The organism is Amycolatopsis sp. 505 (assembly GCF_031625235.1).
Taxonomy (GTDB): domain Bacteria; phylum Actinomycetota; class Actinomycetes; order Mycobacteriales; family Pseudonocardiaceae; genus Amycolatopsis.
Map to the genome: position 1 here is coordinate 137,732 of NZ_JACKQP010000004.1, position 25,493 is coordinate 163,224.

The 25,493-nt window shown below is 70.6% G+C and carries 26 protein-coding genes and 1 pseudogene; 10 read left to right on the plus strand and 17 right to left on the minus strand.

The features are described from left to right. Nucleotides 1-84 precede the first annotated feature (84 nt). From H5965_RS16485 to H5965_RS16505, 5 genes are all read right to left on the minus strand, one after another. A complete protein-coding gene (locus H5965_RS16485) occupies nucleotides 85-2,547 on the minus strand; it encodes an alpha-L-rhamnosidase C-terminal domain-containing protein (protein WP_310970776.1) in 2,463 nt (820 codons plus the stop codon). 125 nt (nucleotides 2,548-2,672) lie between these two features. Further along, on the minus strand, nucleotides 2,673-3,302 hold the full coding sequence (locus tag H5965_RS16490) for a MarC family protein (RefSeq protein WP_310970777.1): 630 nt from the start codon (nucleotides 3,300-3,302) through the stop codon (nucleotides 2,673-2,675). 1 nt (nucleotide 3,303) lies between these two features. Then, nucleotides 3,304-4,167, minus strand: a complete 864-nt coding sequence (locus H5965_RS16495; protein ID WP_396136909.1) for a PHP domain-containing protein — start codon at nucleotides 4,165-4,167, stop codon at nucleotides 3,304-3,306. 47 nt (nucleotides 4,168-4,214) lie between these two features. After that, nucleotides 4,215-4,775, minus strand: a complete 561-nt coding sequence (locus tag H5965_RS16500) for a PH domain-containing protein (RefSeq protein ID WP_003095467.1) — start codon at nucleotides 4,773-4,775, stop codon at nucleotides 4,215-4,217. Between the two features lie 21 nt (nucleotides 4,776-4,796). Then, nucleotides 4,797-4,961 carry a hypothetical protein gene (locus H5965_RS16505; protein WP_162146229.1) on the minus strand — a complete coding sequence of 55 codons (165 nt, stop codon included), beginning with the start codon at nucleotides 4,959-4,961 and terminating at the stop codon, nucleotides 4,797-4,799. Nucleotides 4,962-5,147: 186 nt separating this feature from the next. Here H5965_RS16505 and H5965_RS16510 point away from each other — a divergent pair, with 186 nt between their 5' ends. Further along, nucleotides 5,148-5,561, plus strand: coding sequence for an NUDIX domain-containing protein (locus H5965_RS16510; RefSeq protein ID WP_310970780.1), 414 nt, complete (start codon nucleotides 5,148-5,150; stop codon nucleotides 5,559-5,561). Here H5965_RS16510 and H5965_RS16515 read toward each other — a convergent pair whose 3' ends face one another. Continuing rightward, nucleotides 5,562-6,656, minus strand: a complete 1,095-nt coding sequence (locus tag H5965_RS16515; protein ID WP_310970781.1) for a DUF2332 domain-containing protein — start codon at nucleotides 6,654-6,656, stop codon at nucleotides 5,562-5,564. Nucleotides 6,657-6,663: 7 nt separating this feature from the next. Then, the gene (locus tag H5965_RS16520; protein WP_247014510.1) at nucleotides 6,664-7,167 is read right to left on the minus strand and encodes a MaoC family dehydratase; all 504 of its coding nucleotides are present in this window, start codon (nucleotides 7,165-7,167) and stop codon (nucleotides 6,664-6,666) included. Between the two features lie 319 nt (nucleotides 7,168-7,486). Here H5965_RS16520 and corA point away from each other — a divergent pair, with 319 nt between their 5' ends. From corA to H5965_RS16535, 3 genes are all read left to right on the plus strand, one after another. Then, complete coding sequence (corA, locus tag H5965_RS16525; protein WP_310970782.1) at nucleotides 7,487-8,569, plus strand: magnesium/cobalt transporter CorA; 1,083 nt, start codon at nucleotides 7,487-7,489, stop codon at nucleotides 8,567-8,569. Between the two features lie 179 nt (nucleotides 8,570-8,748). After that, entirely contained in the window at nucleotides 8,749-9,396 is a 648-nt protein-coding gene (locus tag H5965_RS16530) for a metallophosphoesterase (RefSeq protein WP_310970784.1), read from the plus strand. Further along, nucleotides 9,396-10,235: a chromosome partitioning protein ParB gene (locus H5965_RS16535; protein ID WP_310970785.1), complete on the plus strand. Its 840-nt coding sequence runs from the start codon at nucleotides 9,396-9,398 to the stop codon at nucleotides 10,233-10,235. The genes H5965_RS16530 and H5965_RS16535 overlap by 1 nt, the downstream gene beginning before the upstream one ends. Here the strand turns inward: H5965_RS16535 and H5965_RS16540 are convergent. Beyond that, a complete protein-coding gene (locus tag H5965_RS16540; RefSeq protein WP_310970787.1) occupies nucleotides 10,221-10,976 on the minus strand; it encodes a helix-turn-helix transcriptional regulator in 756 nt (251 codons plus the stop codon). The genes H5965_RS16535 and H5965_RS16540 overlap by 15 nt on opposite strands. Before the next feature lie 68 nt (nucleotides 10,977-11,044). On the opposite strand from H5965_RS16540, the gene H5965_RS16545 reads away from it, so the two are divergent. Continuing rightward, nucleotides 11,045-12,091: a zinc-binding dehydrogenase gene (locus H5965_RS16545; RefSeq protein ID WP_310970788.1), complete on the plus strand. Its 1,047-nt coding sequence runs from the start codon at nucleotides 11,045-11,047 to the stop codon at nucleotides 12,089-12,091. 1 nt (nucleotide 12,092) lies between these two features. Here H5965_RS16545 and H5965_RS16550 read toward each other — a convergent pair. From H5965_RS16550 to H5965_RS16560, 3 genes and pseudogenes are all read right to left on the minus strand, one after another. Further along, nucleotides 12,093-13,084, minus strand: a pseudogene (locus tag H5965_RS16550) (IS481 family transposase). Nucleotides 13,085-13,210: 126 nt separating this feature from the next. Next, the gene (locus H5965_RS16555; RefSeq protein ID WP_310970790.1) at nucleotides 13,211-13,951 is read right to left on the minus strand and encodes a hypothetical protein; all 741 of its coding nucleotides are present in this window, start codon (nucleotides 13,949-13,951) and stop codon (nucleotides 13,211-13,213) included. Continuing rightward, on the minus strand, nucleotides 13,951-14,439 hold the full coding sequence (locus H5965_RS16560) for a SigE family RNA polymerase sigma factor (protein ID WP_310970791.1): 489 nt from the start codon (nucleotides 14,437-14,439) through the stop codon (nucleotides 13,951-13,953). The genes H5965_RS16555 and H5965_RS16560 overlap by 1 nt, the downstream gene beginning before the upstream one ends. A 157-nt stretch (nucleotides 14,440-14,596) precedes the next feature. Here H5965_RS16560 and H5965_RS16565 point away from each other — a divergent pair, with 157 nt between their 5' ends. From H5965_RS16565 to H5965_RS16575, 3 genes are read left to right on the plus strand one after another with little or no spacing between them, the layout of a single operon-like run. After that, the gene (locus tag H5965_RS16565; protein ID WP_310970794.1) at nucleotides 14,597-15,430 is read left to right on the plus strand and encodes a type II CAAX endopeptidase family protein; all 834 of its coding nucleotides are present in this window, start codon (nucleotides 14,597-14,599) and stop codon (nucleotides 15,428-15,430) included. Next, nucleotides 15,427-16,545: a histidine kinase gene (locus tag H5965_RS16570; protein ID WP_310970795.1), complete on the plus strand. Its 1,119-nt coding sequence runs from the start codon at nucleotides 15,427-15,429 to the stop codon at nucleotides 16,543-16,545. Before H5965_RS16565 ends, H5965_RS16570 begins: the two co-directional genes overlap by 4 nt. Further along, on the plus strand, nucleotides 16,542-17,201 hold the full coding sequence (locus H5965_RS16575) for a response regulator transcription factor (RefSeq protein WP_310970796.1): 660 nt from the start codon (nucleotides 16,542-16,544) through the stop codon (nucleotides 17,199-17,201). Before H5965_RS16570 ends, H5965_RS16575 begins: the two co-directional genes overlap by 4 nt. Nucleotides 17,202-17,231: 30 nt before the next feature. On the opposite strand, the gene H5965_RS16580 is transcribed toward H5965_RS16575, so the two are convergent. Further along, on the minus strand, nucleotides 17,232-18,731 hold the full coding sequence (locus H5965_RS16580) for an MFS transporter (RefSeq protein ID WP_310970797.1): 1,500 nt from the start codon (nucleotides 18,729-18,731) through the stop codon (nucleotides 17,232-17,234). Nucleotides 18,732-18,850: 119 nt separating this feature from the next. Here H5965_RS16580 and H5965_RS16585 point away from each other — a divergent pair, with 119 nt between their 5' ends. Next, nucleotides 18,851-19,516, plus strand: coding sequence for a TetR/AcrR family transcriptional regulator (locus H5965_RS16585; protein ID WP_310970799.1), 666 nt, complete (start codon nucleotides 18,851-18,853; stop codon nucleotides 19,514-19,516). 63 nt (nucleotides 19,517-19,579) lie between these two features. On the opposite strand, the gene H5965_RS16590 is transcribed toward H5965_RS16585, so the two are convergent. Continuing rightward, the gene (locus H5965_RS16590) at nucleotides 19,580-19,774 is read right to left on the minus strand and encodes a PspC domain-containing protein (RefSeq protein WP_176172951.1); all 195 of its coding nucleotides are present in this window, start codon (nucleotides 19,772-19,774) and stop codon (nucleotides 19,580-19,582) included. Between the two features lie 251 nt (nucleotides 19,775-20,025). On the opposite strand from H5965_RS16590, the gene H5965_RS16595 reads away from it, so the two are divergent. Continuing rightward, nucleotides 20,026-20,919, plus strand: a complete 894-nt coding sequence (locus tag H5965_RS16595; protein WP_310970801.1) for a hypothetical protein — start codon at nucleotides 20,026-20,028, stop codon at nucleotides 20,917-20,919. A 52-nt stretch (nucleotides 20,920-20,971) separates the two neighbouring features. Here H5965_RS16595 and H5965_RS16600 read toward each other — a convergent pair whose 3' ends face one another. The 4 genes from H5965_RS16600 to H5965_RS16615 are packed head-to-tail and all read right to left on the minus strand — an operon-like array spanning nucleotide 20,972 to nucleotide 25,281. Then, nucleotides 20,972-22,147 (minus strand): sn-glycerol-3-phosphate ABC transporter ATP-binding protein UgpC, encoded by a 1,176-nt coding sequence (locus H5965_RS16600; protein ID WP_310970803.1) that lies wholly within the window; start codon nucleotides 22,145-22,147, stop codon nucleotides 20,972-20,974. 4 nt (nucleotides 22,148-22,151) lie between these two features. After that, nucleotides 22,152-22,991, minus strand: coding sequence for a carbohydrate ABC transporter permease (locus H5965_RS16605; RefSeq protein ID WP_310970805.1), 840 nt, complete (start codon nucleotides 22,989-22,991; stop codon nucleotides 22,152-22,154). After that, a complete protein-coding gene (locus tag H5965_RS16610; RefSeq protein WP_310970808.1) occupies nucleotides 22,991-23,962 on the minus strand; it encodes a sugar ABC transporter permease in 972 nt (323 codons plus the stop codon). Before H5965_RS16610 ends, H5965_RS16605 begins: the two co-directional genes overlap by 1 nt. Then, nucleotides 23,959-25,281 carry an ABC transporter substrate-binding protein gene (locus H5965_RS16615; protein ID WP_310970810.1) on the minus strand — a complete coding sequence of 441 codons (1,323 nt, stop codon included), beginning with the start codon at nucleotides 25,279-25,281 and terminating at the stop codon, nucleotides 23,959-23,961. Before H5965_RS16615 ends, H5965_RS16610 begins: the two co-directional genes overlap by 4 nt. Between the last annotated feature and the right edge of the window lie 212 nt (nucleotides 25,282-25,493).

The window sequence follows — 25,493 nt, forward strand, 5'->3', positions numbered from 1 at the left end:
GGCGGAGCCCCCGACCTGGGGCGAAGCCCCAGATGTCACTGCCACTTTCCGCGCGGGGCGAACCCGCCCCGCGCGGAAAGCCGGTCACCGCATCACGAGCACCGTGTGCGTCCCACCGGAAACCGTCAGCGGGCCCGCCGCGCGCAGCGGACGCCCGTCCAGCAGCACCAGCCGCCCCGAAGGCACCACCAGCGAACCGGAAGTCCCCCGCGGCGCGGTCACCGTCAGCGAAAACACCGAACCCTGCTGAGACCACGAAGCCGACAACGCGCCCTTCGGCGTCGGCACCGCCCCTCGCGCCCACGAAACCGAACCTGGGTGCGGCGAAACCGTCCAGGTCGCGAAGCCCGGCGACGTCGGCGAGACGCCCAGCAGCTCGTTCGTCAGCGCCGGCACGACGCCGGTCGACCACCCGTGCGCGGCCGACGTGTAGCCCTGCTCGTAGTGCGAGCCGCCCTCGCCGATGCCCTCCCACGCCGTGATGCCCGGGTCGTGCGTGGCCATCCAGCCGTACATCCGCTTGATCTGGTCGATCGCCGACGCCGTCTGCCCGGTCCGGAACCGCGCCTGCAGCTCGGGGAACGACGTGAACGCGTACACGCGCTTCGTGCCGTCGCCGACCAGAGTGTCGTTGTCCATGAACGGATTCCCGTACGGCAACGCGCCCGCCGCGAGCCGCGCCAGTGCCGAAGTCGCCTGCGCAGGCGAAGCGATGCCTGCCAAGACAGCGTGGCTGTTGCCGTCCTGCCCGTGTCGCACCGCGCCCGTCGCCGAGTCGAGGTACGCGCCCGCCGCCGGGTCCCACAGGTACTGGTTCACCGCCGCCGATACGTCCGAAGCGCGCGAAAGCCACCGCTGCGCGTCGGCCGGGTGCCCCGTCGCGCGCGCCAGGCCGGCAGCACCCTGAAGCGCTCGGACGTACAACGCGTTGTAGTACGTCACTTCGCCCGTACGCGGCAGGAACGCGTAGTCGCCGTAGCCGCTGGTGCCGTTGAGCCCCTTGGCGAGCAACCCGCGCGAATCGGTGACCGACGGGTACCAGCTGTCGAGCGTCTTCACGAGGTGCGAGTAGTACGAGTTCGCGTAAGCGGTGTCGCCCGTGTAGAGCACGTAGTCCCAGCTGGACGTCACCCACCAGAGCGGATAGTCGAACAGAGGCAGCGTGTAGTTGTTGATCGACGCGGGCGGGATCCAGCCGTCCGCGCGCTGGTGGTCGGCCAGATCGGCGAGGACGTTCCGAGCCGCCGTGCCGTCCTGGTGCGTCAGGTACTGCGTGAGACCGGAGACCGCGACGTCGCCGACGTACGGGTCCCGGTCGCGCTTCGCGCCGTCGTGCAGCACCAGCTTCCCATCCAGTGACGGCGAGAACGCGCCGCGAGGGTCCACATCGGACTCGCGGAAGGTGTCCATGCCCAGTTCGTTCGTGTAGGACGCCGCGTACCAGTAGCGGTTCAGGTCCTCGTCGGACGACTCGAACCAGCCGCGGTAGGTCGACGGCGTGCCGAGGAACGGCGTGAAGTCGAGCGAGACGCCGCTGATGCGCACCTCACCGGAGGGCTGGGCCAGCGGCGCGTCCGATGCCAGCGCGTCGAGGCTGATCCGCAGGTAGCGGAAGCCGTGCAGGCCGTCCGCACACACCTGCGTGCCCGAGGCGCAGCCCTTGGTGTCCCGCCACACCGTCGGCGTCGCGGGCACGGCGAACTGGTCGGTGCCCGGCCCGCCGGAGAAGTCCGAGCGGGTGAAGTCGGAGCGTTCGCCCAGATACTGCCGGGTTTCCGAGAACGCCAGCCGGACGCCCGGCCGGTTCGCCGACGCGCCCGCGAACGCGATCTTCGGGTAGCCGGCGACGACCTTGCCGAAGTCGACGACGGCGGTCGGCACCGGCGGGTCGGCGACCACGCCGGGCCACACCTCGGCGACGCGGCTGAACTCGCCCGAAGGGGTGTTCTGGTCCTTGGTCACGGTGATCCGGACCTGCGCGGCCGTCACCGGCCGGTCGAAGGTGACCGCGCGCTGCACGGCCGTGTTGCCGCTGACCGTGGCGGCCGTCCGCCACACGCCGGCGTCCAGCACCTCGACCGTGAAGTCCTGCGGCACGCCGTCCACATTGGACAAAACGGTGACTTCGGGCAGCGCGACCGGCGCGCCCGCGGTGATCGTCAGGACGTCGGGGTAGGCGCCGATCGTGTCGTCGTTCCAGAACGTCTCGGTGTTGCCGTCGACGGCGTTGCCGGGGTCGTACGTCCTGGGCTGCCCGTTCCCGCCGTTGTTCGGCGCGTGGAACGACGACGCGGCCGCGGTGGTGCCCGACGGCCAGGCCGGCTTCGGCGGCGGCGCCTGCCGCTTGAACGTCGCCACCCCACGCCCGAGCAGGCCGTTGGGGTTCGTGACGTCTCCGGTGGTGGACAGCACCTGCACCGGGCGGACGTCCCGGCTCGACGGTGCGACGACGTACTTCTGCCAGCCCGGCGCCGCGTCGGCGGGCACGGCGACGACGCCGCTCGCCACCAGCACCGTGACCGGCAGGACTGCTCTGAGCCACTTCATCGAGGCCTCCGCAAGGGCGTTGAATCGTTTCAAACGCTGAGCTGAGGTTCAGGCTGCGGGAGCGGTGCCAACGATGTCAACGAACCGGGCGCATCCTGTCCGGCAGGACAACCCGGGTGGCGGTCTCAGCCGGCGCCGGAGATGAACCCGCGGACCGAGTTCGCGACGAGCTCCACGGCGATGGCCGCGAGCAGCAGGCCGGCCACCTTGGCCAGCAGCGTGATGCCGCTTTCCTTGATCAGCCGGATGACGAGGCCGGAATAGCGCATGCAGAGGTAGATCACGAAGTGCACGGTGACGATCGCCAGCGCCAGGGCGATGTACGCGCCGAGGTGCCCGTCGGCCTGCCGGACGAACACGATGGTCGCGGCGATCGCGCCGGGCCCGGCCAGCAGCGGCGTGCCGAGCGGCACCAGCGCGACGTTGACGTCGTCGGCCGCCGCTTCGGGCTCGTGGCCGTTGCTGGTGAGCAGCTGCAGCGCGATCAGCAGGAGCAGCAGCCCGCCCGCGCCCTGCAGCGCGGGGATGCCGATGCCGAGGTAGGCCAGGATCGCCTGCCCCGCGATCGCGAACAGGCTGATGACCAGCAGCGACACCAGGACGGCCTGCCGGGCGGCGCGCGCCCGGGTCGCCATCGGCTTGCGGCCGACGAGGCTGAGGAACACCGGCACGGTGCCGGGTGGGTCCATGATGACGATCAAGGTGATCGTCGCGCTCATGAAGAGCTTCGCGTCGAAGAAGTCGGCGAACGCCATGTCAGCCCTTCACGACCTGGAACCCCGTCGCGCGCGAAGCCAGCTCCTCGAACTGCCCGGGGTCAGTGGTGCACTCACCGAGCTTGATCGTCTTGTTCGTGCCGTGGTAGTCGCTGGATCCGGTGAAGACGAGCCCGAGCTCGGCGGCCAGCTCGCGGACGCGGGCCCGCGTCGCCGCGTCGTGGTTCGGGTGGTCGGCCTCGACGCCGGTGAGCCCGCGCGCGGCCAGCCCGGCGAGGGTGTCCTCGCTGATGGTGGCGCCGCGGCTGAAGGCGAAGGGGTGCGCGACGACCGTGACCCCGCCGGCCGCGGCGATCATGTCGATGGCCTCTTCGACCGGCGTGTCCCGGCGGGCGACGTAGTAGCCGCGGCGGGGGCTGAGGTAGTCGGCGAAGGCCTCGTCCACGGACTTGACCAGCCCGGCCCGGACCAGCGCCTGGGCTAGGTGGGGGCGGCCGGGCGGGGAGTCCTCGGGCAGCAGGCCGAAGATCTCGTCGATGTCGATCGGGAGGCCGTCGGCGGCCATCCGCTCGGCCATCCGGCGCAGTCGCGTGCGGCGCTCGAGCCGCAGCCGGGTCTGCTCGGTGACGACCGGCTCCGACGTCGGGTCGAAGAGGTAGGCCAGCAGGTGGACGCTGATCTGGCGACCCGTCTCGGGGTCGATCGACACCGTGGAGAGCTCGGCGCCGGGGACCAGCGTGAGGCCGGGTGACACCGCTTCGGAGGCGGGCGCCCAGCCCGCGGTGGTGTCGTGGTCGGTGATCGCGACGACGTCGAGCCCGGCTTTCGCGGCCGCGGCGACGAGCCCGGCCGGCGTGTCGGTGCCGTCGGAAGCGGTGGAGTGGGCGTGCAGGTCGATGCGCATCGTGTCCATTGTCGACGATGCGCTGCGTCACACGCTCGCCGGGACTCCTAGCCGACCGGCTTCTTGCCCCGCGCGGCCCGCTGGGCCTTGATCATGGAGAAGCGTTCGGCCTGCTTCTGCTTGTCGCCGAAGACGAGCTCCGAGATCGTGTCGTAGAACTCTTCGGGGCGCGGCAGGAAGTCGATCTTGTTCAGCGCCTGGATCTGACCGGCGGACTCGACCACCATCGTGCCGTAGCCCATCATGCGGCCGGTGGCGGTGCGGACGTAGCTGAGGTCGGTGACCTTGCTGATCGGCATCATCAGCACCTTGGTGGTGAACACCCCGGTGGTCATGACGAACCGCTTGTCGGTGACCACCAGGCGCTCGACCCACCACTCCATCACCACGTAGGCGAACCGCAGGACGACGAGCAGCGCGACGTACCAGAGGATGTTCTGGCCGATGTACAGCGCCGGCGGCAGCAGGTAGGACACCAGCACGCAGACGGCCAGCAGCGCGGCCGCCTCGAAGGTGTCCCACAGGAGCACCGCCCAGTGGCGGCGGATCCGGATGACCCGCCGCTCGGTGTCGAGGAGGTACTCGTCGGGGTCGCGTGGCGCGAACATGGTTCGAGGGTAACCCCGCGATCAGCCCTTGAACACGTTGCTGACGAAGGTGATCACCGATTCGGCCGAGCTGCGCAGGAAGTCGATGATGTTGCCGACGAGGCCGGCGGCCTGCCCAGGCTGGGCGATGACGAAGAACAGCACCAACGCGATACCGGCGAGGCCCGCAATCTTCTTCACGTTCACCGCGATCAAATCCCGTCTCTTACGGTGACACCGGACAACAGCAGTTTTTACGTTGTACCGCACCGAACAGGCGCAGGGGAGGAAAGTCCCGCGCTTGGGTCAGCACGCGGTCCGAAGTGTACCGTATGGCTACTCTCCGTGTACAGGACAGCCGTTTTCACCTCGGCTGCGTCTACCCTTCGGGACATGGAGGGCGTCACCAGCACCACGATCCGCTGCGTCGGCGGGATCGTGTTCGACCCGTACGGCCGTTTGCTGCTCATCCGGCGCGTAAATGACCCCGGTTCGGGGCAATGGTCGCTGCCGGGCGGCCGAGTCGAACCGGGCGAAACGGACAAAGAGGCCGTGGTCCGGGAGCTTTCCGAGGAGACCGGGCTGGACGTGATTCCGGGCACACTGGTCGGTTCCGTGCGGCGGGGACCGTACGAGATTTTCGACTACGCCTGCGAGGTCGAGGGCGGAAAACTCACGGCCGGTGATGACGCGTCGGAGGTGCGTTGGTCCGATGCGGCAGACCTTGCCGGGCTGGAGGCGGCCGGAGACCTGGTGGACCTCCTTTACGTGACGCTGCGTGAGTGGAACGCCCTACCGCGGGCCTGACTACAGCGGCAACCAGGTCATCCGCTGCCCGTGCGGCACGGTCCGCGCCAAGGCGTGCGCCTCGGCCTTCCCGTCCTCCCACCGCACCACGCCCAGCGTTGCGAGCCCGTCCGACCCGGCCAAATCGGACCGCCCCGGCAGCACCAGCTCCAGCCCGGCGCCGTAGAACTCCTCCGACACCCACCAGACCGGCCGCGAAGAAGCCAGCTCGGCCAGCGCCTCGACGAACGCGGCCCGTTTCTCCGCCGGGAAGTACGCCAGCGCGTGGCTCGTGACCACCACCAGCGGCCCCTCCAGCGACGAAGCCGCCGAGGCCAGGTCGTCGACGCCGTCGCCGGGGATCAACCGCGGCCGGTGGCGCGCCTGCTCGGCCGCCGCCGTGCGCAGGAGCCGGATGCGGTCCGGCTGGTCCGCCCAGACGCACGCCTCCAGCCAGGCCAGCTCGTCCTCGTCCGACAGGTCCACCGGCGCCCGGTCGAGGCCCGCGCGGTCGAGCAGCGCCAGCTTCTTCGGCAGCTTCGGCACCGTCGCGCCCGGGGCCAAGTCCAGCGCGCAGTGCAGCCCGACCGCCGCCTTCGCCGGCCCCGCCGTCAGCTGGTCGCCACCGTCGCACTGGTAGCGGTAGCCGAAGCGGTCCAGCCCGAGCAGCAGCCCCGCGCTGCAGCCGACCTCCAGGAGCGAGACCTTCCCACCCGCCTCGCGGGCCGCCCGCGCCACGCCCGGGTACAGCAACGCCGCCCGGCGGACCTCGTTCGTCTGCGTATACCGCGCAGCGACCAACGCGCGCGCCTTGTCGGCGCGCTCCAGGAGGAACGACCGGAACAGCGGCCACGTGTCGGAGTCGACGCCGTCGAACCCGCCCAGCGACGGGTAGTACCGCGAGAGCGGGTGGATCGGGTCGGCCTGCACCAGCCGGTGCGCGACCGCCATCAGCAGCGTCCCGCGCACCTCGCCGTCGCGAGCTCCCGACAGCAGACCCGCCACGTCGTCGTCCGCCGCCGCCTGCAGCGCCAGGTGCTCGTACAGCGGCGAGACCCCGCGGGCCTCGACTTCCGCGAACGTGCGGAGTATCCCCTTGATCCCGTCCAGGTCCATCAAAGCCTCATTCGTGCGGCACCGGCCGGCCCGGCTGCTCCCCGCCCCGAGTCTCCCCGTACGACCGCTTCGGCACCATCACCTTCCGCCGGAAAGTGCACACGATCAGGCCGTCCTGCTTGTAACCGCGCGTCTCGACGTACACCACGCCGCGGTCGTCCTTGGACTTCGACGGCGTCTTGTCGAGCACCTCGGTCTCGCCGTAGATCGTGTCGCCGTGGAAGGTCGGCTTCACGTGCTTGAGCGATTCGACCTCGAGGTTCGCGATCGCCTTGCCGGAGACGTCCGGCACCGACATCCCGAGCAGCAGCGAGTAGACGTAGTTCCCGACCACGACGTTCTTGCCGAAGTCGGTGGTCTCCCCGGCGTAGTGCGCGTCCAGGTGCAGCGGGTGGTGGTTCATGGTGATCAGGCAGAACAGGTGGTCGTCGTATTCGGTGACCGTTTTGCCCGGCCAGTGCTTGTAGACCGCACCGACCTCGAACTCCTCGTAGTACCGGCCGAACTGCACTCGTCATCTCCTTGCCCGCGTAACACCGCGTGAGGCTGGTACGACACGCATCCGTAGTGAGGAGTACCCTCAACCATCGGTGTTCGCGCGTCAACGCGAGCCCCACCACTCTGGACCCGGCCCGAAGGAGGTGAGGAACTCGATGAGTAGTGGCGATAGTCCGCTCCCTAGTAGTCCCAGCGTTCCCACCTCACCGGCCGGCCGGCTCATCTCCTGGTAGGCCTTCTCACCCCGGGAACGCTGGTGTGTCGCCGGGCGGACGTCTTTTCCGCCCCTGGTCCGTCGTCTCGCACGACCACGCACGACACCAGGAGATCCCATGCCTGCCATCCCCTCCCTCGGCGGCCTGCGCGGCCGCGGCAACAAGGGCACCGTTCCCGTGCGCCCGGTCCCGGTGCCGCTGTCCGCGTACGTCGTCGACTGCGCGGTGTACGTCGGCGGTGAGCGCCTGCCCGGCCGCTGGACCCACTCCGAGGCGATCAAGGAGGTCCGGAAGCGGCACGAGGGGTTCGTCTGGATCGGCCTGCACGAGCCGGACGCCCAGCAGATCCAGGGTGTCGCGGACACGTTCGGGCTGCACGAGCTGGCGGTCGAGGACGCGCTCGAAGCGCACCAGCGGCCGAAGCTGGAGCGCTACGACGACACGCTGTTCCTGGTGGTCAAGACCGTCCGGTACGTCGAGCACGAGTCCCCCACCACGGCGAACGAGATCGTCGAAACCGGTGAGCTGATGGTGTTCCTCGGCCGCGACTTCGTGATCACGGTCCGGCACGGGAACCACTCGGGACTGGCGCGGCTGCGGCGCGAGCTGGACGAGGACCCGGAGCGGCTGAAGCTGGGCCCGTCCGCGGTCGTGCACGCGATCGCCGACCACGTCGTCGACCACTACCTCGACGTCACCGGCCGGATCGAGACCGACATCGACGTCATGGAGGCGCAGGTCTTCGCGCCCCGCTCGCAGGTCAGCGCCGAGCAGATCTACCTGATGAAGCGGGAGGTCCTCGAGCTGCGCCGCGCGGTGATGCCGCTGGCCACGCCGATCCAGCGGCTGGCCGAGGGCTACACGCGGCTGGTGCCCGACGACGTCCGCTCGTACTTCCGCGACGTCGCCGACCACCTCACCACCGTGTCCGAGCGGGTCGCGGCGTTCGACGAACTGCTGTCAACCCTGGTCGACGCGACCGTCGCCAAGATTTCCCTGCAGCAGAACACCGATATGCGCAAGATCACGTCGTGGGCGGCGATCATCACCGTGCCGACGATGATCGCGGGCATCTACGGGATGAACTTCGACTACCTGCCCGAACTGCACTGGAAGTTCGGGTACCCGCTGGTGATCAGCGTGATCCTGGCGATCTGCCTGTTGCTGTACCGAATATTCCGGAAGAACGGCTGGCTCTGAGTCCCTTTCCCCACCGGATTTCCTTCGGAGAACTGTCATGTCCAGGTTGCTGTCCAACTTGAAGTTCTGGGCGCTCGCGCTCAGCGTGCTGTGGATCGTCGTCATCACTTTCGTCATCGTCGCCGACCCCGGGTTCGCGCACGGGATGAAATGACGCCCGCGGGTCGTACCCTGGGCGCATGCCGAAAGCGCTGGTCGTCTCCGACGAGGTCGACGAGCGGTTGTGGACCGACGCGGTCCGCAGCCACTCCGTCGACCTGGTCATCGGCGCCGGGGACCTGCCGTACGACTACCTGGCGTTTCTGGCGAGCGCGCTCGACGTGCCGTGCGTGTTCGTGCCCGGCAACCACGACCCCGACCTGAGCGGCTACACGCGCTACGGCGGGCTGTCCATGAAGGACGGCTTCCCCACGGTCTGGCCCGGCCCGGCGGGCGGCATCAACGCCGACGGGCGCCTCGTCGACGTCGCCGGCCTGCGGTTCGCCGGGCTCGGCGGCTCGATCCGCTACAACGAAGGCCCGAACCAGTGGACGCAGCGCCAGCAGGCGCGGCGGGCCCGCGGGCTGGTCCGGCGCGCCCGCTTCCGGCGGTGGCGCGACGGGCGCGACGTCGACGTCCTGCTGACGCATTCGCCGCCGCTGAACCTGGGCGATCGGGCCGACCCGCCGCACCGCGGGTTCGCGTGCCTGCACCGCACGATCGAAGCGCTGCGCCCGAAGTGGCTGCTGCACGGGCACATCCACCCCCACGGCGAGCCGGTGCCGGACCGGGTGGTCGGCACGACGCGGATCCGCAACGTGGTGGGCCACCGGATCATGGAGTTCTGATGAAAGAGACGGGATTCCCCCGCGCGGACGCGGAGAACGACTTCCTCCGCGCCCGCCGCGGCCAGGTGCTCTCGCGGCTTTCGACGTGGCTGCGCCGGGAGCCCGACGACGTCAACATCATGCTGCCGTTCCACGAGGTGGTGGAGGCGCTCGGCTACCTCGGCGAGCACCGGATCGGGCTGCGGGTGATCAAGCTGGAGTCGATCGTGGGCACGGTCGACCGCAGCCGCGACTTCGACCGTCGCTTCCGCCCGACGTCGGCCCGCGTCCGCGAGCGCTGGGAACGCCTGGCCCTGGCCGCCCGCCGCGGCGAGGAGATCCCGCCGATCGAGGTCTACCGGGTGGGTGAGCTGCACTTCATCATCGACGGCCACCACCGCGTCTCGGTGGCGATCGCCCAGGGACTGTCCACAATAGAGGCTTCGGTGACGGTCGTCCGGACCAAACTGGACCCGGGCGGCATCCGCCACCGCGGCGACCTGATCGTCAAGGACTACCGGCGGCTGTTCCTGGAGCGAGTCCCCCTGACGGGCCACGCGCGGGCGTCGGTGATCGTGTCGGACCCGTGGGACTACGCGCGGCTGGGCGAACACGTGGAGGCGTGGGGCTTCCGGTTGATGCAGGACGAAGGCAAGTTCTGCGACCGGGCGAGCGTGGCGCAGCGCTGGTTCGAGGAGGAGTTCGTCCCGGTGGTGGGGATGCTGCGGCAGGCGGGGCTGATCGGCGACCGCACGGACGCCGAGGCGTACATGTGGGTGGCGGCGGAGCGGTACCGGCTGATCCGGACCCACCGCTGGGACGACGACGTCATCGAGCGGCTGCGGTCACGGCACCACTAGGTGGTAGACCACCAGGGTCTGTTCGGGCCGCTCGGCGACGTGGAACGCGGCGTGCGGCACGGTGATCTCGCCCAGCCGCGGGTGCCGCAGGCGCTTGTGGCCCGCGTGGCTGAACTGGACTTCGTACCGCGGCCACCACGCGCGGACCTCGGGGCTGGCCTCGGTCAGCTCGGCCACCAGCCGGGTCACCCGCGGGTGGTCCGGGTACCTCCCCGCGATCGCCCGCAGCCGGGCCAGGACCGCGCGGGCCTCCTGCTCCCAGTCGACCAGCACCTCGCGCGCGGCCGGCTCGGTGAACAGCCAGCGCACGATGTTCCCACCCCGTCCGATGCCGCGGAGCAGCTCCTCGGCGGCGGCGTTGAGCGCGAGGACGTCGTAGCAGATTCCGGTGACGTACGCGGGATTCGCGCCCAGCAGCGCCGGGACGCCCGCGACCTCGGGCGCGGCTTCCTCGCTCTCCACCGGCTTCGGCCCGCCGCCGGCGAGGCGGTGCAGGTGCTCCTGCTCGGCGCCGGTCAGCCGCAGCGCCCGAGCCAGCGCGTCGAGCACCTGGCCGGACGGACGCACGTCACGGCCCTGCTCGAGGTAGGTCAGCCAGGTGGCGCTGATGCCGGCCAGCAGGGCCAGCTCTTCGCGGCGCAATCCCGGCGTCCGGCGGCGCCCGGTGGCGGGCAGGCCCGCGTCGGCCGGGGTCAGCCGCTCGCGGCGGCTGCGGAGGAACGCGCCCAGTTCGGTGCTCACCCTGGGACCTCCAGTACCAGAATAACGCGATTCTGGATACCAGCTTAGCGGGCCGCCAGGCTGGTGCCATGCAAGCTTGGATCGCGACCGGACAAAACGTCCGTCTCGAAGAAGTGCCGGAGCCTGCGCTGAAAGGCGGCGGCGTGCTCGTGGAGGTGCTCGCCGCGCACGTCCCGGCGTACACGAGAGCCGTGGTGCAGGAGAACCGCGGTGGCCTGCCGGTGCCCCTGGTGCTGGGGCCGTCCTGCGTCGGGCGGGTGCTCGACGTCGCGCCGGACGTGTTCCACGTCGCGCCCGGGGACCTCGTGCTGGACACCGCCCTGCTCGACGCGGGCGACGGCGACGAGGTCCTGGTGGGCTGGGTCGGCCTGGGCGGCTCCGGCGCGGGCAGCGCGCGGACGGACCGCATGCGCACGGTGTGGCGCGACGGCGTCTTCGCGGAGAAAGCCCTGTGCGCCAAGGAAACCCTGGTCAAGCTGCCCGGGGCGGAGAGCTACCCGGACCCGGCCCGCCTGGCGTTCCTGCCGTGGCTCTGCATCGCCGCGTCCGGCCTGCACGCGGCGGGCCCGCTCGCCGGCCGCGACGTCGCGGTGGTCGGGGCGACCGGTCAGCTGGGCGGCGCGGCGGTGCTGACGGCGCTGGCGGAAGGCGCGGCGACGGTGACCGCGGTGGGCCGCAACGAGGCCGCCGTCGACCGGCTGGCCGAGCTCGATCCGCGCGTGCGCACCCACCGGCTGACCGGCGACCGGGCGGCGGACGCGGCGGGCATCGCCCCGGTGGACGTCGCCGTCGACACGCTCGGGGCCACGCCGTCGGCCGACGCGACGATGGCCGCCTACGACAGCCTGCGGGTGCGCGGCACCCTGGTGCTCGTCGGCGGCGTGCGCCAGGACCTCCCCCTCCCGTACGGCGACCTGATGCACCGGCGCCTCACCGTGCGCGGCTCGTGGATGAGCGATCCGGAGACGGTGACCACGGTGTGGCACCTGGTCCGCTCCGGGCTGCTGGACCTCTCGGCGGTCGAGCTCGTGACGACCGGCCTGACCGACCCGGCGGCCGCCCTCGGCGTCGCCGAACGCACCACCGGCCTCGGCTTCGTCGCGCTGGTCCCCTGAACTAGATGTGGTGTCCAGGGAGGTTGGTCAGCCGGGTGATCGGCGGCTTGCCGCCGGTTGAGCTGTGGGGTCGATGGTGATTGTAGAAGTGCAGCCACCCCGGCAGCGCCGCCCGCCGCAGTGTCTCCGTCGGGTAGAAGCAGGCGTAGGCCCACCCGTCGGCCAGCGTCCGGTGGAACCGTTCTATCTTGCCATTGGTCTGCGGCCGGTAAGGCCGGGTCCGTTTCGGGATGATCCCCAGCTCGGCGCACGTGTCCCGCCAGGCGTGCGAGCGGTAGGCCGAGCCGTTGTCGGACAGGACTCGTTCGACGGTGACGCCGAGGTCGGCGAACCAGGCGACCGCGCGGCGCAGGACTGCGGTGGCGGTGGCGGCGGTTTCGTCGGCGTGGATCTCGGCGTAGGCGACGCGGGAGTGATCGTCGATGACGGTGTGCACGAACGCGGTCCCGGTGCGGGGCTTGTAGTCCGCGCCGCGGGCCAGGCCTGGGGTGGCGCGTTTGTTGATCTCGCCCTGTTGCCGGCCGACGTAGCGGTGGCCGCCGCCGTCGGGGATGTTGCCGAACTTGGTGACATCGACGTGGATCAGCGAGCCGGGGTGGTCGTGTTCGTAGCGGCGCAGCGGTTCGCCGGTGACCCGGTCGATACGGGACAGGCGGTTGATCCGGCAGCGCACCAGGACCGCGTGCACGGTGGATGCGGGCAGACCGAGCCGGCCGGCGATCTGGACCGGGCCCAGCCGCTGCCGCCACCGCAACTTCACGATCGCCCGGACCACCGGCCCGGGTGTGCGGGCCGGACTGTGTGGGGCCGGCTGCTGCGATCAGCCATCCCGGCCGCGCCCTCGTCGCGGTAGCGCTTGGCCCACTTCGCCGCGGTCTTTGCGGCGACCATGAATATCTTCGCTGCTTCGGCGCAGGTCCAGCCTTGTTCGACGATCAGGCGTGCCAGTCGTAGCCGGGTGCGTGGGGTCAGGGTGGCGTTAGGGTGGGACACGAAGGCCTCCGGCGCGTGATGTGGTTCCTAGACAGCTCCACTTCACAACCGGAGGCCTTCACCTGCCAGCACGACAGGCCGACACCGGGTCACCTCAAATCGGAACAACGTCCCTGGACATCACAACTAGAGGTCCAGGCCCGGCGTCAGCGTCAGCTGCCGCACCTGGTCGAGGGTCAGCGTCGGCTCCGGCCGCTGCTTCGGCAACCGGACGCCCGTCCGCGGCAGCACGCCGCTGTTGTCCGACCAGAACTGCACGTGCGCGTTCGGCGCGGCCAGGCCGACCCGGTTGGTCACGACGTCGCCCGAGCGCAGGGTCGACAGCCACAGCAGGCCCCGCGGGGTGGTTTCCGTGCGGCAGCCGATCTGGTCCGGGTCACCGCACTTCGGGCCGCCCCCGCCGCCGGGCAGGATGAGGACGTACACCGAGCCGGTGCCCCGGGCGTCGGTCACCCGGACGCCCAGGTGGAACAGCGCCTCGCCGGGGGCGTCGCCGGCCGGGTCGGCGATCAGGTGGAACGGGTCCGCCGGCGGGGTCTCGCCGGGGATCGTCAGCCGCGAGATCTGCGCCTCCGGCGGCAGCATCGCGCGCACCGCCCGCCCCACCAGGCAGCTCAGCCGCTCGACCAGCGCCGCCCGCGTGTCCGTGGCGCCCGGGCACGGCGGGCTCGCGACCTCGGCCCGGTGGGGCAGCACGACCACCGCCAGCGCGAGGGCCAGCACGACGACGCACACCGCCGCAGCGCCGGTGACCAGGTGCTGCCGGCGCGCCCGGCGGGCCGCCGCCAGCACCGCCTCCCCGGACAAGCCGATCGGGGGCTCGCCTTCCGTCACGTACGCCTTCAACACGGTCCGGACGTCTTCCATCACGACTCCTCCGTCGCCGGCGCCGGCAGGGCCGTGCGCAACGCCTCGACCCCGCGGGCCGTCTGGGACTTGACCGTTCCCTCCGCGACGCCCAGCAGCGTCGCCACCTCGCTCACCGGGAGGTCCTCGAGGAACCGCAGCACCACCATCGCGCGCTGCCGGGGCGTCAGCTCCGCCAGCGCGCGTTCGACGTCCAGGCGCAACGACGGGTCCCGGCCCGGTGGCGACGCGCGCTCCGGCACCGACGACGTCACGTACTCGCGCCCGGATCCCCGGCGCCCGGCCAGGAACAGGTTCACCAGGATGCGGCGCGCGTAGGCGTCGACGGTGGCCGGGCGGACCCGCCGCCAGCGCCGGTACAACTGGACGAACATCGCCTGGACCAGGTCCTCGGCCGCGTGCCAGTCCCCGCTGAGCGCGAACGCCACCCGGCGGAACCGCTGGACCCGCGCGGCGAAGTACTCGCTGAATTCGACGTCTCCGGACACGTCCTCATTAGGGCGCGCGGGCCCCGGGAGGTTCAAGCGTCCCCCGTGCGAGCTACGCGCGGGTGTCCGCTCGCTGGTGACGATTCCCGCCCGCCGGATCCCTAGCGTTCGCCGTGGAGCCGCGGGACCACCCCGCGGACGGGACGAAGGGGTTGTGATGAGGGTCGTCTGGCAGCTGCTGACCGTGGCCGCGATCGCGTTCATCGGGCAGCAAGCGATCGCCGTGGCCGACGGGAATCCGTGGCTCACGCTGGTCTTCGGCGGGCTGACCGCCGTGCTCGCGGTGCTCGGCTACCGGTGGGTGGTGCGGAAGACCGAACACCGCCCGGTCACCGAGCTGGCCGGGCCGGGCGCCGGGCTCGCGCTCGGCCGAGGAACGCTGATCGGGGTCGCGCTCTTCGCGGCCGTCATCGCCAACATCGCCCTCCTCGGCGACTACGAAATCCGGGGCTGGGGCACGGTCGCGGGCGCCGCCGGGCTCGTCGGCTTCATGGCCGCCGCCGCGGTGACGGAGGAACTGCTGTTCCGCGGCATCCTCTTCCGGTTCGTCGAAAAGTGGACCGGCACCTGGATCGCCCTGGTGGCCACCGGGGTGCTGTTCGGCCTTTCGCACCTGTTCAACGAACACGCGAGCCTGTGGGGCGCGATCGCCATCGCCATCGAAGCCGGCGGCCTGCTGACCGGCGCGTACATCGCGACCCGCAAGCTCTGGCTGCCGATCGGCCTGCACTTCGGCTGGAACTTCGCCGCGGCGGGGATCTTCGGCACGGAGGTCTCCGGCAACGGCACCCCGCAGGGCCTGCTCGACGCCGTGACGTCGGGGCCGTCGGCCATCACCGGTGGCGACTTCGGTCCCGAAGGCTCCCTCTACTCGGTGCTGTTCTGCGTCCTCGCGACGTGCGCGTTCCTGTGGCTGGCCCACCGGCGCGGCCGCCTGGTGCCGCGCCGCCGCGCCGAGCGGGTCGACGACGTCACTACACTTTCCCGGTGATCGATCACCGGGCGGTGCGCGCGCGGTGGCGCCGGCTCGACGTCGTGGTCCGCGACCTCCCGCTCGGGCTGCTGTTCCTGGCGGCCTCGTTCCTGCCGGTGGTCCAGAACCACGGGACGCAGCTGGGCGGCGTGCCGGCGCGGCCCTTCGACGCGCTGGCCGTCGTCGTGGTCGCCCTCGAGAGCCTCCCGCTCGCCGTGCGGCGGCGGTGGCCGGCCGCGTGCCTGACGCTGGTGGCGCTCGGCTTCGCCGTCGACCAGTTCCGCGGCTACCACTCGGTCGCCGGGACCGCGCTGGGGGTCGCGCTGGTCAGCGCGGGCGCGCATCTGGAACGGCGCCGGCGCACCACCGCACTCGTGCTCTCGGCGGCGTACGTGGTGCTGGCGATCGTGCTCTCCCCGTTCGGCTCGGAGCCGGTGTCGGAGTTCGTGACGTTCTTCCTGCTGCTGGTGTTCGCGTGGGGCATCGGGGCCTGGCTGCGCACCACCCGCGCCGCGGAGGCCGGGCACCGGCGCCGCGTCGCCGAGGCCACCCGGGCCGCCGAGCGCGCCACCATCGCCCGCGAGCTCCACGACGTCGTCACCCACCACGTGACGGCGATGGTCGTGCAGGCGGAGGCGGCCCGCTACCTCACCGCCGCGCCCGATCGGCTGGATCGGACGCTGACCGCGATCACCGACACCGGCCGGCGGGCCATCACCGACCTGCGGCACCTGCTCGACCTGCTCAACCCCGAGCACGAGACGCCGTCGCCGGGCGGGCTGCACGCCCTGGTGGAGCAGGCCCGCCAGGCCGGGCAGCCGGTGGAGTTCACCGAGGAGGGCACGCCCGCGGAGTCGGCGGGCAGCGCCGATCTGGTGGCCTACCGGGTCGTGCAGGAGGCCCTGACGAACGCCCTCAAGCACGCGCACGGCAGCCGCACCGAGGTCGAGGTGCACCACGGCGACCGGGACATCGCCGTGGCGGTCCGCACGGCCGGGTCCGGGAGCGTGTCCCCCGGCGGCAGCGGCCGCGGGCTGGCCGGGCTCCGGGAGCGCGTCGGCCTGCTGGGCGGCGACTTCAGCGCGGACCGCGACGGCGCCGGGTTCACCGTGTCCGCCCGGATCCCGACGTGAGCGCGCCGATCCGGGTCCTCGTCTGCGACGACCAGATGCTGATCCGCACCGGCCTGGTGACGATCATCGGCGCCCAGCCGGACTTCGAGGTGGTGGGCGAGTGCGGCGACGGGCGGGCCGCGGTCGACCTCGCGCGGCGGCTGCGGCCGGACGTCGTCGTGATGGACGTGCGGATGCCGGTGCTCGACGGCATCGAGGCCACCAAGCTGCTGGCCGGGGCCGGGGTGCCGCACCCGGTCAAGGTGCTGGTGCTGACGACGTTCAACCTCGACGAGTACGTCTACGAAGCCCTGCGCGCGGGCGCGAGCGGCTTCCTGCTCAAGGACGCGCCACCGGACCGGCTGCTGCACGGCATCCGCACGGTGGCCACCGGCGCGGCCCTGCTGGACCCGGACGTGACGCGCCGGCTGGTCGGCCGCTACGGCGCCCGGATCCGGCCCGCGCCGGACGCCGCCCCGGACGCGCCGCTGACCCCGCGTGAGCTGGAAGTGCTGCGCCTGCTCGCGGACGGCCTGTCCAATAGCGAGATCGCGGAACGGCTGTTCATCAGCCAGGAGACGGTGAAGACGTTCGTGTCGCGCATCCTGACGAAGCTGGACCTGCGCGACCGCGTCCAGGCGGTCGTCTACGCCTACCGGCACGGGCTGGTGACGTGACCGGGAACCCGGTCACGTCACCAGGAACCCCTACATGTGCACGGCGCCCGGCGCCGCTTCGCCCTTCGGGACGCCCGGGCGCAGCAGCAGGCCGCTGAGCACCGCACCGGCCACGTAGATCACCGCGGCCCAGGTGAACGCCGTCGTGTAGCTCTCGATGGCCGCCTCGGCCGCCAGCTGCGGCGTCGGGGTCTTGCCCGCGACGTAGGCCACCGCCGCGTTGCCGGCCAGCGTCGACAGCAGCGCCGTGCCGATCGAACCGCCGACCTGCTGCATCGTGTTCACCGCCGCCGACGCGACACCCGCGTCGTGCGCCTCGACGCCGAAGGTGGCGACGCTCATCGCCGGCGCCATCGCCAGCCCGATGCCGAAGCCCATCACCAGGAGCGGGCCGAGGACACCGGAGACGTACGTGCTGCCGAGGTCGATGCCGCTCAGCCAGAACAGGCCCGCGGCGGCGATCGCCATGCCGGTCGGCACCAGCGGCCGGGGACCGAACCGCGGCAGCAGCACGGCCGTCGCCGTCGTCGCCGACAGCATCAGCGTCGCCACCATCGGCAGGAACCCGACGCCGCTCTGGATCGGCGTGAACCGCAGGTTCTGCTGCACGTAGAAGGTCAGGAACAGGAAGATCGCGAACATCCCGATGGCGAGCAGGAACATCGCCAGGTAGGAGCCGCCGCGGTCCCGGTCGAGCAGCACGCGCAGCGGCAGCAGCGGGTGTTCGACGCGCTGCTGCAGCCACACGAACACGCCCAGCAGCACCACGCCGGCGGCCAGGAAGCCCCAGACCGACGCCGACGACCACTTGTCCGACTCGGCGTTCGCGAAGCCGTAGACCAGCGCGAACAGCCCGGCCGACGCGGTGATCGTGCCCGGCAGGTCGAGCTTCGGCCGCGGGCCTTCGTCCTTCTGGTTCCGCAGCAGGACCGAGCTGCCGGCGAACGCGATGACCGCGAAGATGATGTTGACGAACATGCACCAGCGCCAGTCGAGGTACTCGGTGAGCACGCCGCCGAGCAGCAGCCCGACCGCCGCTCCGCCACCACCGATGGCCCCGAAGACGCCGAACGCGCGACCGCGCTCCTTCGGGTCGGTGAACGTGGTGGTGAGCAGCGAAAGCGTGGCGGGCGCGAGCAGCGCGCCGAACACACCCTGTGCCGCCCGGGCGACCAGCAGCATCTCGATGTTGGTCGCCGCACCCCCGAGCGCGGACACCGCGGCGAAGCCGGCCAGGCCGACGAGGAGGGCGTTCTTGCGGCCGAAGAGGTCCGCGAGCCGCCCGCCGAGCAGCAGCAGGCTGCCGAACGCGAGCGCGTAGGCCGTGACGACCCACTGCCGGGCGTCGTTGGAGAAGCCCAGGTCGAGCTGGGCCGACGGCAGCGCGATGTTCACGACGGTCGCGTCCAGCACGACCATCAGCTGCGCGATGCCGATCATCACCAGGATCAGCCACCGTCTGGCGTGGTGGGGATTTTCGTCGGCGCGCGTGTCCCCCGACGGCGCGACGGCGAGCGTGGACTCGGACATGAAAGATCCTCACAGAACGTGATCGGAAGACTATGTGGAGTAGGTATCTCCCCTTACTCGCCCCAAGGTACACAAGAAGCGGAGAAGGCGCCTCTACTTGAGGGGTTAGACTGGAGGGCATGGCACGGGACGCTGGTCCCGCCGCACCGGCGCGGCCGCTGCGGCGTGACGCTGAACTCAACCGCCGTCGCATCCTGGCGTCGGCCCGCGAGGTGTTCGGCCGGCGCGGGCTCGAGGCCACGCTGGACGACATCGCGCACCACGCCGGCCTCGGCGTCGGCACGGTCTACCGCCGCTTCCCCAGCAAGGAACACCTGGTCGAGGCCATGTTCGCCGAGCGGATGGAGGAGATCGGCGACCTCGCCGTGGAGTCACTGGAGGCCGAGGACGCGTGGCAGGCGTTCGTCGACTTCACGTGGAAGGCGGCCGAGCTGCACTCCGCCGACCGGGGGTTGCGCGAGATCATGCTGTCCAACAGGTTCGGCCACGAGCACGTCGCCGAAGAGAAGGCGCGCATGGTGCCGTTGATCACAAAACTCATCGAGCGGGCGCAAGCGGCCGGAGGCCTGCGCCCGGACTTCGCGCCCTCGGACATGGCGATGGTGCACATGATGGTGGGTTCGGTGGTCGAGTTCACGTGCGCGGTGGACCCGGACCTTTGGCGACGTTCCCTCGCCATGCTCCTCGACGGGCTCCGCGCCGAACCGGGCAAGCCATCGGAGCTGCCCCACCCGCCGCTCAGCGAGCGCGAGGTCGACGAAGCGATGTCCTGCTGGCGCCCCTGACGACGACGCGCCGGTGATCCCCACGGATCACCGGCGCGGTCTTCACTTTCCCGCCGAGCGGGTTCACTCGGACGGAATGACCGCCCAGAGGATCAGATAAGCCACGAACTGCGGCCCCGGCAGCAAACAAGACAACACGGCCAGCAGCCGGACGGTCCCGGGCTTCATCCCGTACCGCTGGGCCAGTCCGGCACACACGCCGCCGATCATGCGGCCGTGGCGCGGGCGGGACAGCCGTCGTGTGACCGGTGCGCTCATCGTCTTTCCCTTTCCTCGAAGATCCGATACCTCCACTTCACCACCGGAGTACCCGCTTCCGCATCGCTCGCGGGATGGATCGCTCCCTTAGGGGACGGCAAATCCGAAAATCGTTCAGATGGCCGGGGAAACCCCGGCGCGTGCACCGAAAGCCGCCTGAACTGCCCGTTCGCACCGACCGCGTCGAAAAGATTGAGAGATGTCCCCGTCAGGGCTGGTTTTTCCGCGCGATGTGGTGATACTTGCACCCCGTGTACCCGCGTCCGAAAAGCTTGGCCGTCGCGATGTTCTGCGCCCTCCTCACCGCGGGCTGCGCCAGCACCCAGGCCGCGCCCGAGCCGGATTCCGGGCCCACCCCGCTGACCGCCTCCGCCGCGCTCGGCGACTTCGGCAGCATCGACTTCTGCAGCCTGCTGACCGTGCCCGGGGTGACCGAAGCCGTCCCGACGTTCGACAGCTGCCGCGCCCAGGCCGGTCCGCGCACGATCCTCGTCGGGCCGCTCGCCTTCGACTCCGACCCGAACATCAAGCCCTACGAGGGCTACCCCGGCTCGGTGCCCGACGGCGTCGCGGTCCAGCAGTCGATGTTCAACGACCGCCGCGCCTGCACCCGCGCGATCACCTTCGCCGACGGCAACCGGATCGACCTGTCGGTCACCGACGGCACCGGCGACCAGGAGGCCCGCTGCGGCGTGGCGGACGCCGCCGTCGGCTCGGTGCTGACGGCGATCACCCGGCACAAGGTGGGGCGGCTGACGTTCCCGGAAGGCTCGTGGGGCCGGGCGGCGCCGTGCGTCCCGCTCGACAACCCCGGCCTCGACGCGGCCGCCGGCCCGAACAGCCGGCCGACGATCGGCCTGTCCGGGCACAGCTGCATCCGCGGCAAGGTGAGCTTCAAGCTGACGGTGGAGACGGTCGAGCCGGCCGGCCCGGCCGAGAAGCTCGGTGGCCGCGACGCGCGCGTCCGGCCGGCCGGCGCGTTCTGCCTGGTCGACACGACCCAGCCCGCTCCCGGCCTGCCGGGGCGCCGCGAACTGGCGGAGATCAGCGTGGTCGAGACGGCGGGCACCGCGGGCGACGCCACCTGCGCGCTGGCCCGCGGTGCGGCCGGCTCGATCTTCCCCCGTCTCCCCGACCGCTCGTGAGTGGCAAGGCGGGTCAGAACCCGCCTTACCACTCACGACCGCCGCGGCAGACCTAGTCCTCGTAGGTGAGGTTCTTGCCGTTCGACGGGTCGAACAGCTTGATCTTGTCCGCGTCGTACCAGACTTCGAGGTCCGCGTTCTCCGTCGCCGACGACTCCGCCGACAGCCGGGCCACGATCTGGGACTCCGCGCCCGGGACGTCGGACGAACCGCTGTCCGCGGCCAGTTCCGCCAGTTCCTCGGACGTGGCCGTCTCGCCCTCGACCGTGAAGTGGGCGAACTTCTCCGAACCCATCGACTCGAGCACGTCGATGTGCGCGGTGAACGTCCCCCCGCTGCCCTTGTCGGCGACCAGCGCCGCGTCCTCGAAGTGCTCCGGCCGGATGCCGACGATGACGTCGCGGGGCGCGTTCGCCCGCTCCACCAGCTGCCGGACGCGGTCGGTCAGCGGCGTCGTGCCCAGGGCACTGCGCAGCTCGTTGTTCTCCAGCGTCGCCGGGACGAAGTTCATCGACGGCGAGCCGATGAAGCCGGCCACGAACAGGTTCGCCGGGTTGTCGTAGAGGAACTGCGGCGAGCCGATCTGCTGCACGTACCCGGCCCGCAGCACCACGACCCGGTCGCCCAGGGTCATCGCCTCGGTCTGGTCGTGCGTCACGTACAGCGTCGTCGTGCCGAGCTGCTTCTGGATCTTCGACACCGACGTGCGCATCTGGCCGCGGAGCTTGGCGTCCAGGTTGGACAGCGGCTCGTCCATCAGGAACGCCTTCGGGCTCCGGACGATCGCCCGGCCCATCGCCACGCGCTGGCGTTGGCCACCGGAGAGGTTGGCCGGCTTGCGGTCCAGGTGCCCGGTCAGGTCGAGGATCTTCGCCGCCTCTTCGACCTTCGCCCGCACCGTCTTGTCGTCCACCTTGGCCAGCCGCAGCGGGAAGGCCATGTTCTCCCGGACGCTCATGTGCGGGTAGAGCGCGTAGGACTGGAACACCATCGCGATGTCCCGGTCCTTGGGGGCCTTCTCGTTGACGCGCTGCCCGTCGATTCGCAGCTCGCCGGAGGAGATGTCCTCCAGGCCCGCCACCATGTTCAGCGTCGTCGACTTCCCGCAGCCGGACGGGCCGACCAGGATGATGAACTCGCCGTCGGCGATGGTGATGTCCACTTCGGACACGGCGAGGGCGCCGTCGGGGTACTTCTTCGACACCTTGTCGAGCACGATCTCTGCCATAGCGCTACCCCTTCACCGCACCGGAGGTCAGCCCCGCCACGATGCGACGCTGGAAGAACAACACGAACACAATGATCGGGATGGTGATCACGACCGCGGCCGCGCACACCTGCCCGGTCGGGTCCTCGAACTGCGAGGACCCGGTGAAGAACGACAGCGCCGCCGGCACCGTGCGCGACGCCGTGGTCGACGTCAGCGAGATGGCGAACAGGAAGTCGTTCCAGCAGAAGATGAACACCAGGATCGCCGTGGTGAACACGCCCGGCGCGGCCAGCGGCGCGATCACCCGGCGGAACGCCTGGGCCGGCGTGGCGCCGTCCATCTTCGCCGCCTTTTCCAGCTCCCACGGGATTTCCCGGAAGAACGCCGACAGCGTGTAGATCGACAGCGGCAGCGCGAACGTGATGTAGGGCAGGATCAGCCCCGGCCACGTGTCGAACAGCCCGATGTTCCGCTCGATGTTGAACAGCGGCGTCACCAGCGACACCTGCGGGAACATCGCGATCAGCAGCGACAGCCCGACGAGGACCTGCTTGCCGGGGAAGTCGAGCCGGGCCACCGCGTACGCGGCCATCGTGCCCAGCACCACCGCGATCACGGTCGAGATGATCGCGATGCCGATCGAGTTCACCAGCGCCAGCAGGAACTCCGACGTCTGGAAGATGTCGGCGTAGTTCTGCCAGGTCCACGACTGCGGGATGAACGCCCCGTCGGTGATCGTGTCCTTGGTCTTGAACGACAGCGAAACCACCCAGAGCACCGGCACCAGCGCGAACACCAGCACGAGGATGTCGACCAGGCCCCACCTGACCTTGCGGCCCGTCGTGACGGTTCCGATCGCCATCAGCGCTTACCCCCGTTGTCCGAACCCGGTGCGGCCGTGCCGAACACCTTGATGAAGATGAAGGCGATGATCGCCACCGTGAGGAAGATCAGCACCGCCATCGTCGACCCGATGCCCAGGTTGAGGCCCTTGACCAGGTTGTCGTAGGTCTGCATGGACACCGACCCGGTGTCCTGCGCGCCGTTGGTGAGCACGTAGATGTTGTCGAAGATGCGGAACGCGTCGAGCGTGCGGAACAGCAGCGCCACCAGGATCGCCGGCTTCATCACCGGCAGCATCACCTTCGTGAACCGCTGCCACGCGGTCGCGCCGTCCATCGCCGCGGCCTTGAGCAGGTCGTCCGGCACCAGCGCCAGGCCCGCCATCAGCAGCAGCGCCATGAACGGCGTGGTCTTCCACACCTCGGCGCCGATGATGATGAACAGCGACGGCCACTGCTCGGTGAGCGGGGCCGCGTCGGCGGCGAGGAAGTTCGCCAGGTAACCGGTCTTCGGCGTCCACGCGTAGTACCACGAGAACGCCGCGACGACCGTGACGATGCCGTACGGGATCAGCGCGACGGTGCGGACCAGGCCGCGGCCGACGAGCGTCCGGTGCATGATCAGCGCCAGCGCCATGCCGAGCACGAACTCGATGGCCACCGACACGACGGTCAGGAACATCGTCGTCCCGAACGCCGTCCACCAGTACGAACTGGACAGCACGGCGCCGTAGTTCTCGAAGCCGATGAACTCCTGCTGCGCCGGGAAGCGCAGGTCGTACCGCTGCAGCGACAGCCAGAACGAATAGAGGATCGGGTAGCCGGTGACCGCGATCATCACGATGAACGCGGGCGCGCACAGCCACAGCCCGAGCCGCCGCTCGGCCTTCTTCCCCTCGGACAGGGCGGGTTTGCCCTTCTTGTGCGACGTCGCCTCGCCGGCGACGGTCGCCCCGGCGGTCTCGGCCGGGGTCGAGTCCTGGACGGTCACGGGATCACTCCCTTCGACTGGAGCGCGTCACCGAGCTGCTCGCGCAGCTTGGCCGCGGTGGCCTGCGGGTCGATGTCCGACGGCGGCGAAAGGATCTTCGAGATGACCGTCGAGGCGTTCTGGTACGCCGGGGTCAGCGGGCGCACCGCGGCGGTCTTCAGCGCGGCGAGGATGGCGTCGCGCATCGGGTACTGGATCGCCATGTTCGGGTTGTCGGCCGAAGCCGGCTTGCCCGGGTCGAGCGGAACGTCGTTGTGGTACACGGATTCGATGCTCGGCGGCACGCCGTCGTTGATCGCCGAGATCTTCTGGCTTTCCGGGCTGCGCAGGCACAGCGCCGCCTCGAAGGCCTCCGGCTTGTGCTGCGAGTACGTGCTCACCGCCAGGTCGAACCCGCCGATGGTGGTCCGGGCGGGCATGCCGGCCTGGGCCTCGGGGTAGACCGCCCACTTGAAGTGCGGGAGGTCGGCCTTCTTGTCCTTGGCGTAGGCGGCGTAGACGTAGGGCCAGTTGAGCTGGAACGCGGCCTGCCCGCGCTGGAACGCCTGCCGGATGTCGTCTTCCTTCTGGTTGCTCAGCGACGGGTCGGTGAGCCCGGAGGTCGAGACCTTCTTGAGCAGGTCCAGGGCCTTCACCGCGCCGTCGTCCATCACGACGGACTTGCCGTCGTCGGACAGGATGTGCCCGCCCATCGACGCGACCAGCGTGTTGTAGAAGACGACCAGGCCTTCGTACTGCGCGCCGGTGAAGACGATCTGGTAGGGCTTGCCCTGGCCCTTGAGCTGCTGGGCCTCCTGCATCATCTCGTCCCAGGTGGCCGGCGGCTTCGGCGTCAGCCGGTCGTCGTACCACAGCAGCTGGACGTTGGTGTTCTTCGTGGCCGCGTACAGCTTCCCGTTGTGGGTCGCCGTGTCGAGCGGCCCCTGCAGGACGCCCTGCGACGCCTCCGCCTTGTTCTGGCCGGTCCACTCCTCGGCCCAGCCGGCCTCGGCGAACTCCGAGACCCACGTGACGTCGAGGCCCAGGATGTCCATGGCGGTGTCACCCGCCGCCAGCCGGCGCGCCATCTGCAGCCGCTGGTCGTCCGCCCCGCGGGGCAGCTTGTTGTAGACGATCTCGTACTTGCCGGCCGCCTTCTGGTTGCAGCCGTCGACCACTTTCTGGAAGTTGTCCTCGGGCGACATGTAGATGTTGATCTTCAGCCCGGAACTCGTCCCGCACCCGGCGAGCATGCCGGTCACCAATGCCCCTGCCCCCAGCAGGACGGCGGTGCGGCCGGGCGACCGTCCCCGTTTGCCCGCGCCGATCCTCTTCCCCATAAGGCCTCCTCACCCGCGTGCACGCCGGTTACCGCGGCACCGGGTGGGCACCGCGACGCGATGAGGCGAAACCGCGCCAGCACCCCGACGTGCTAGTGCTCGGGCCGCCGCGCTGCAGGGCGAGGCCGCCCGACTGGTGTCGGACAACTTATGCCGGGCGATCACACCCCGCAAGCAGTATCGGTAACGATCCAGCGGATCGCGCGCCGAAA

What these genes read in the sequence shown, in the direction of transcription:
- H5965_RS16485 (WP_310970776.1), bottom strand. Translation starts at nt 2,547, where the DNA reads ATGAAGTGGCTCAGAGCAGTCCTGCCGGTCACGGTGCTGGTGGCGAGC.
- H5965_RS16490 (WP_310970777.1), bottom strand. Translation starts at nt 3,302, where the DNA reads ATGGCGTTCGCCGACTTCTTCGACGCGAAGCTCTTCATGAGCGCGACG.
- H5965_RS16495 (WP_396136909.1), bottom strand. Translation starts at nt 4,167, where the DNA reads ATGCGCATCGACCTGCACGCCCACTCCACCGCTTCCGACGGCACCGAC.
- H5965_RS16500 (WP_003095467.1), bottom strand. Translation starts at nt 4,775, where the DNA reads ATGTTCGCGCCACGCGACCCCGACGAGTACCTCCTCGACACCGAGCGG.
- H5965_RS16510 (WP_310970780.1), top strand. Translation starts at nt 5,148, where the DNA reads ATGGAGGGCGTCACCAGCACCACGATCCGCTGCGTCGGCGGGATCGTG.
- H5965_RS16515 (WP_310970781.1), bottom strand. Translation starts at nt 6,656, where the DNA reads ATGGACCTGGACGGGATCAAGGGGATACTCCGCACGTTCGCGGAAGTC.
- corA (WP_310970782.1), top strand. Translation starts at nt 7,487, where the DNA reads ATGCCTGCCATCCCCTCCCTCGGCGGCCTGCGCGGCCGCGGCAACAAG.
- H5965_RS16530 (WP_310970784.1), top strand. Translation starts at nt 8,749, where the DNA reads ATGCCGAAAGCGCTGGTCGTCTCCGACGAGGTCGACGAGCGGTTGTGG.
- H5965_RS16535 (WP_310970785.1), top strand. Translation starts at nt 9,396, where the DNA reads ATGAAAGAGACGGGATTCCCCCGCGCGGACGCGGAGAACGACTTCCTC.
- H5965_RS16545 (WP_310970788.1), top strand. Translation starts at nt 11,045, where the DNA reads ATGCAAGCTTGGATCGCGACCGGACAAAACGTCCGTCTCGAAGAAGTG.
- H5965_RS16555 (WP_310970790.1), bottom strand. Translation starts at nt 13,951, where the DNA reads ATGGAAGACGTCCGGACCGTGTTGAAGGCGTACGTGACGGAAGGCGAG.
- H5965_RS16565 (WP_310970794.1), top strand. Translation starts at nt 14,597, where the DNA reads ATGAGGGTCGTCTGGCAGCTGCTGACCGTGGCCGCGATCGCGTTCATC.
- H5965_RS16580 (WP_310970797.1), bottom strand. Translation starts at nt 18,731, where the DNA reads ATGTCCGAGTCCACGCTCGCCGTCGCGCCGTCGGGGGACACGCGCGCC.
- H5965_RS16585 (WP_310970799.1), top strand. Translation starts at nt 18,851, where the DNA reads ATGGCACGGGACGCTGGTCCCGCCGCACCGGCGCGGCCGCTGCGGCGT.
- H5965_RS16590 (WP_176172951.1), bottom strand. Translation starts at nt 19,774, where the DNA reads ATGAGCGCACCGGTCACACGACGGCTGTCCCGCCCGCGCCACGGCCGC.
- H5965_RS16600 (WP_310970803.1), bottom strand. Translation starts at nt 22,147, where the DNA reads ATGGCAGAGATCGTGCTCGACAAGGTGTCGAAGAAGTACCCCGACGGC.
- H5965_RS16605 (WP_310970805.1), bottom strand. Translation starts at nt 22,991, where the DNA reads ATGGCGATCGGAACCGTCACGACGGGCCGCAAGGTCAGGTGGGGCCTG.
- H5965_RS16615 (WP_310970810.1), bottom strand. Translation starts at nt 25,281, where the DNA reads ATGGGGAAGAGGATCGGCGCGGGCAAACGGGGACGGTCGCCCGGCCGC.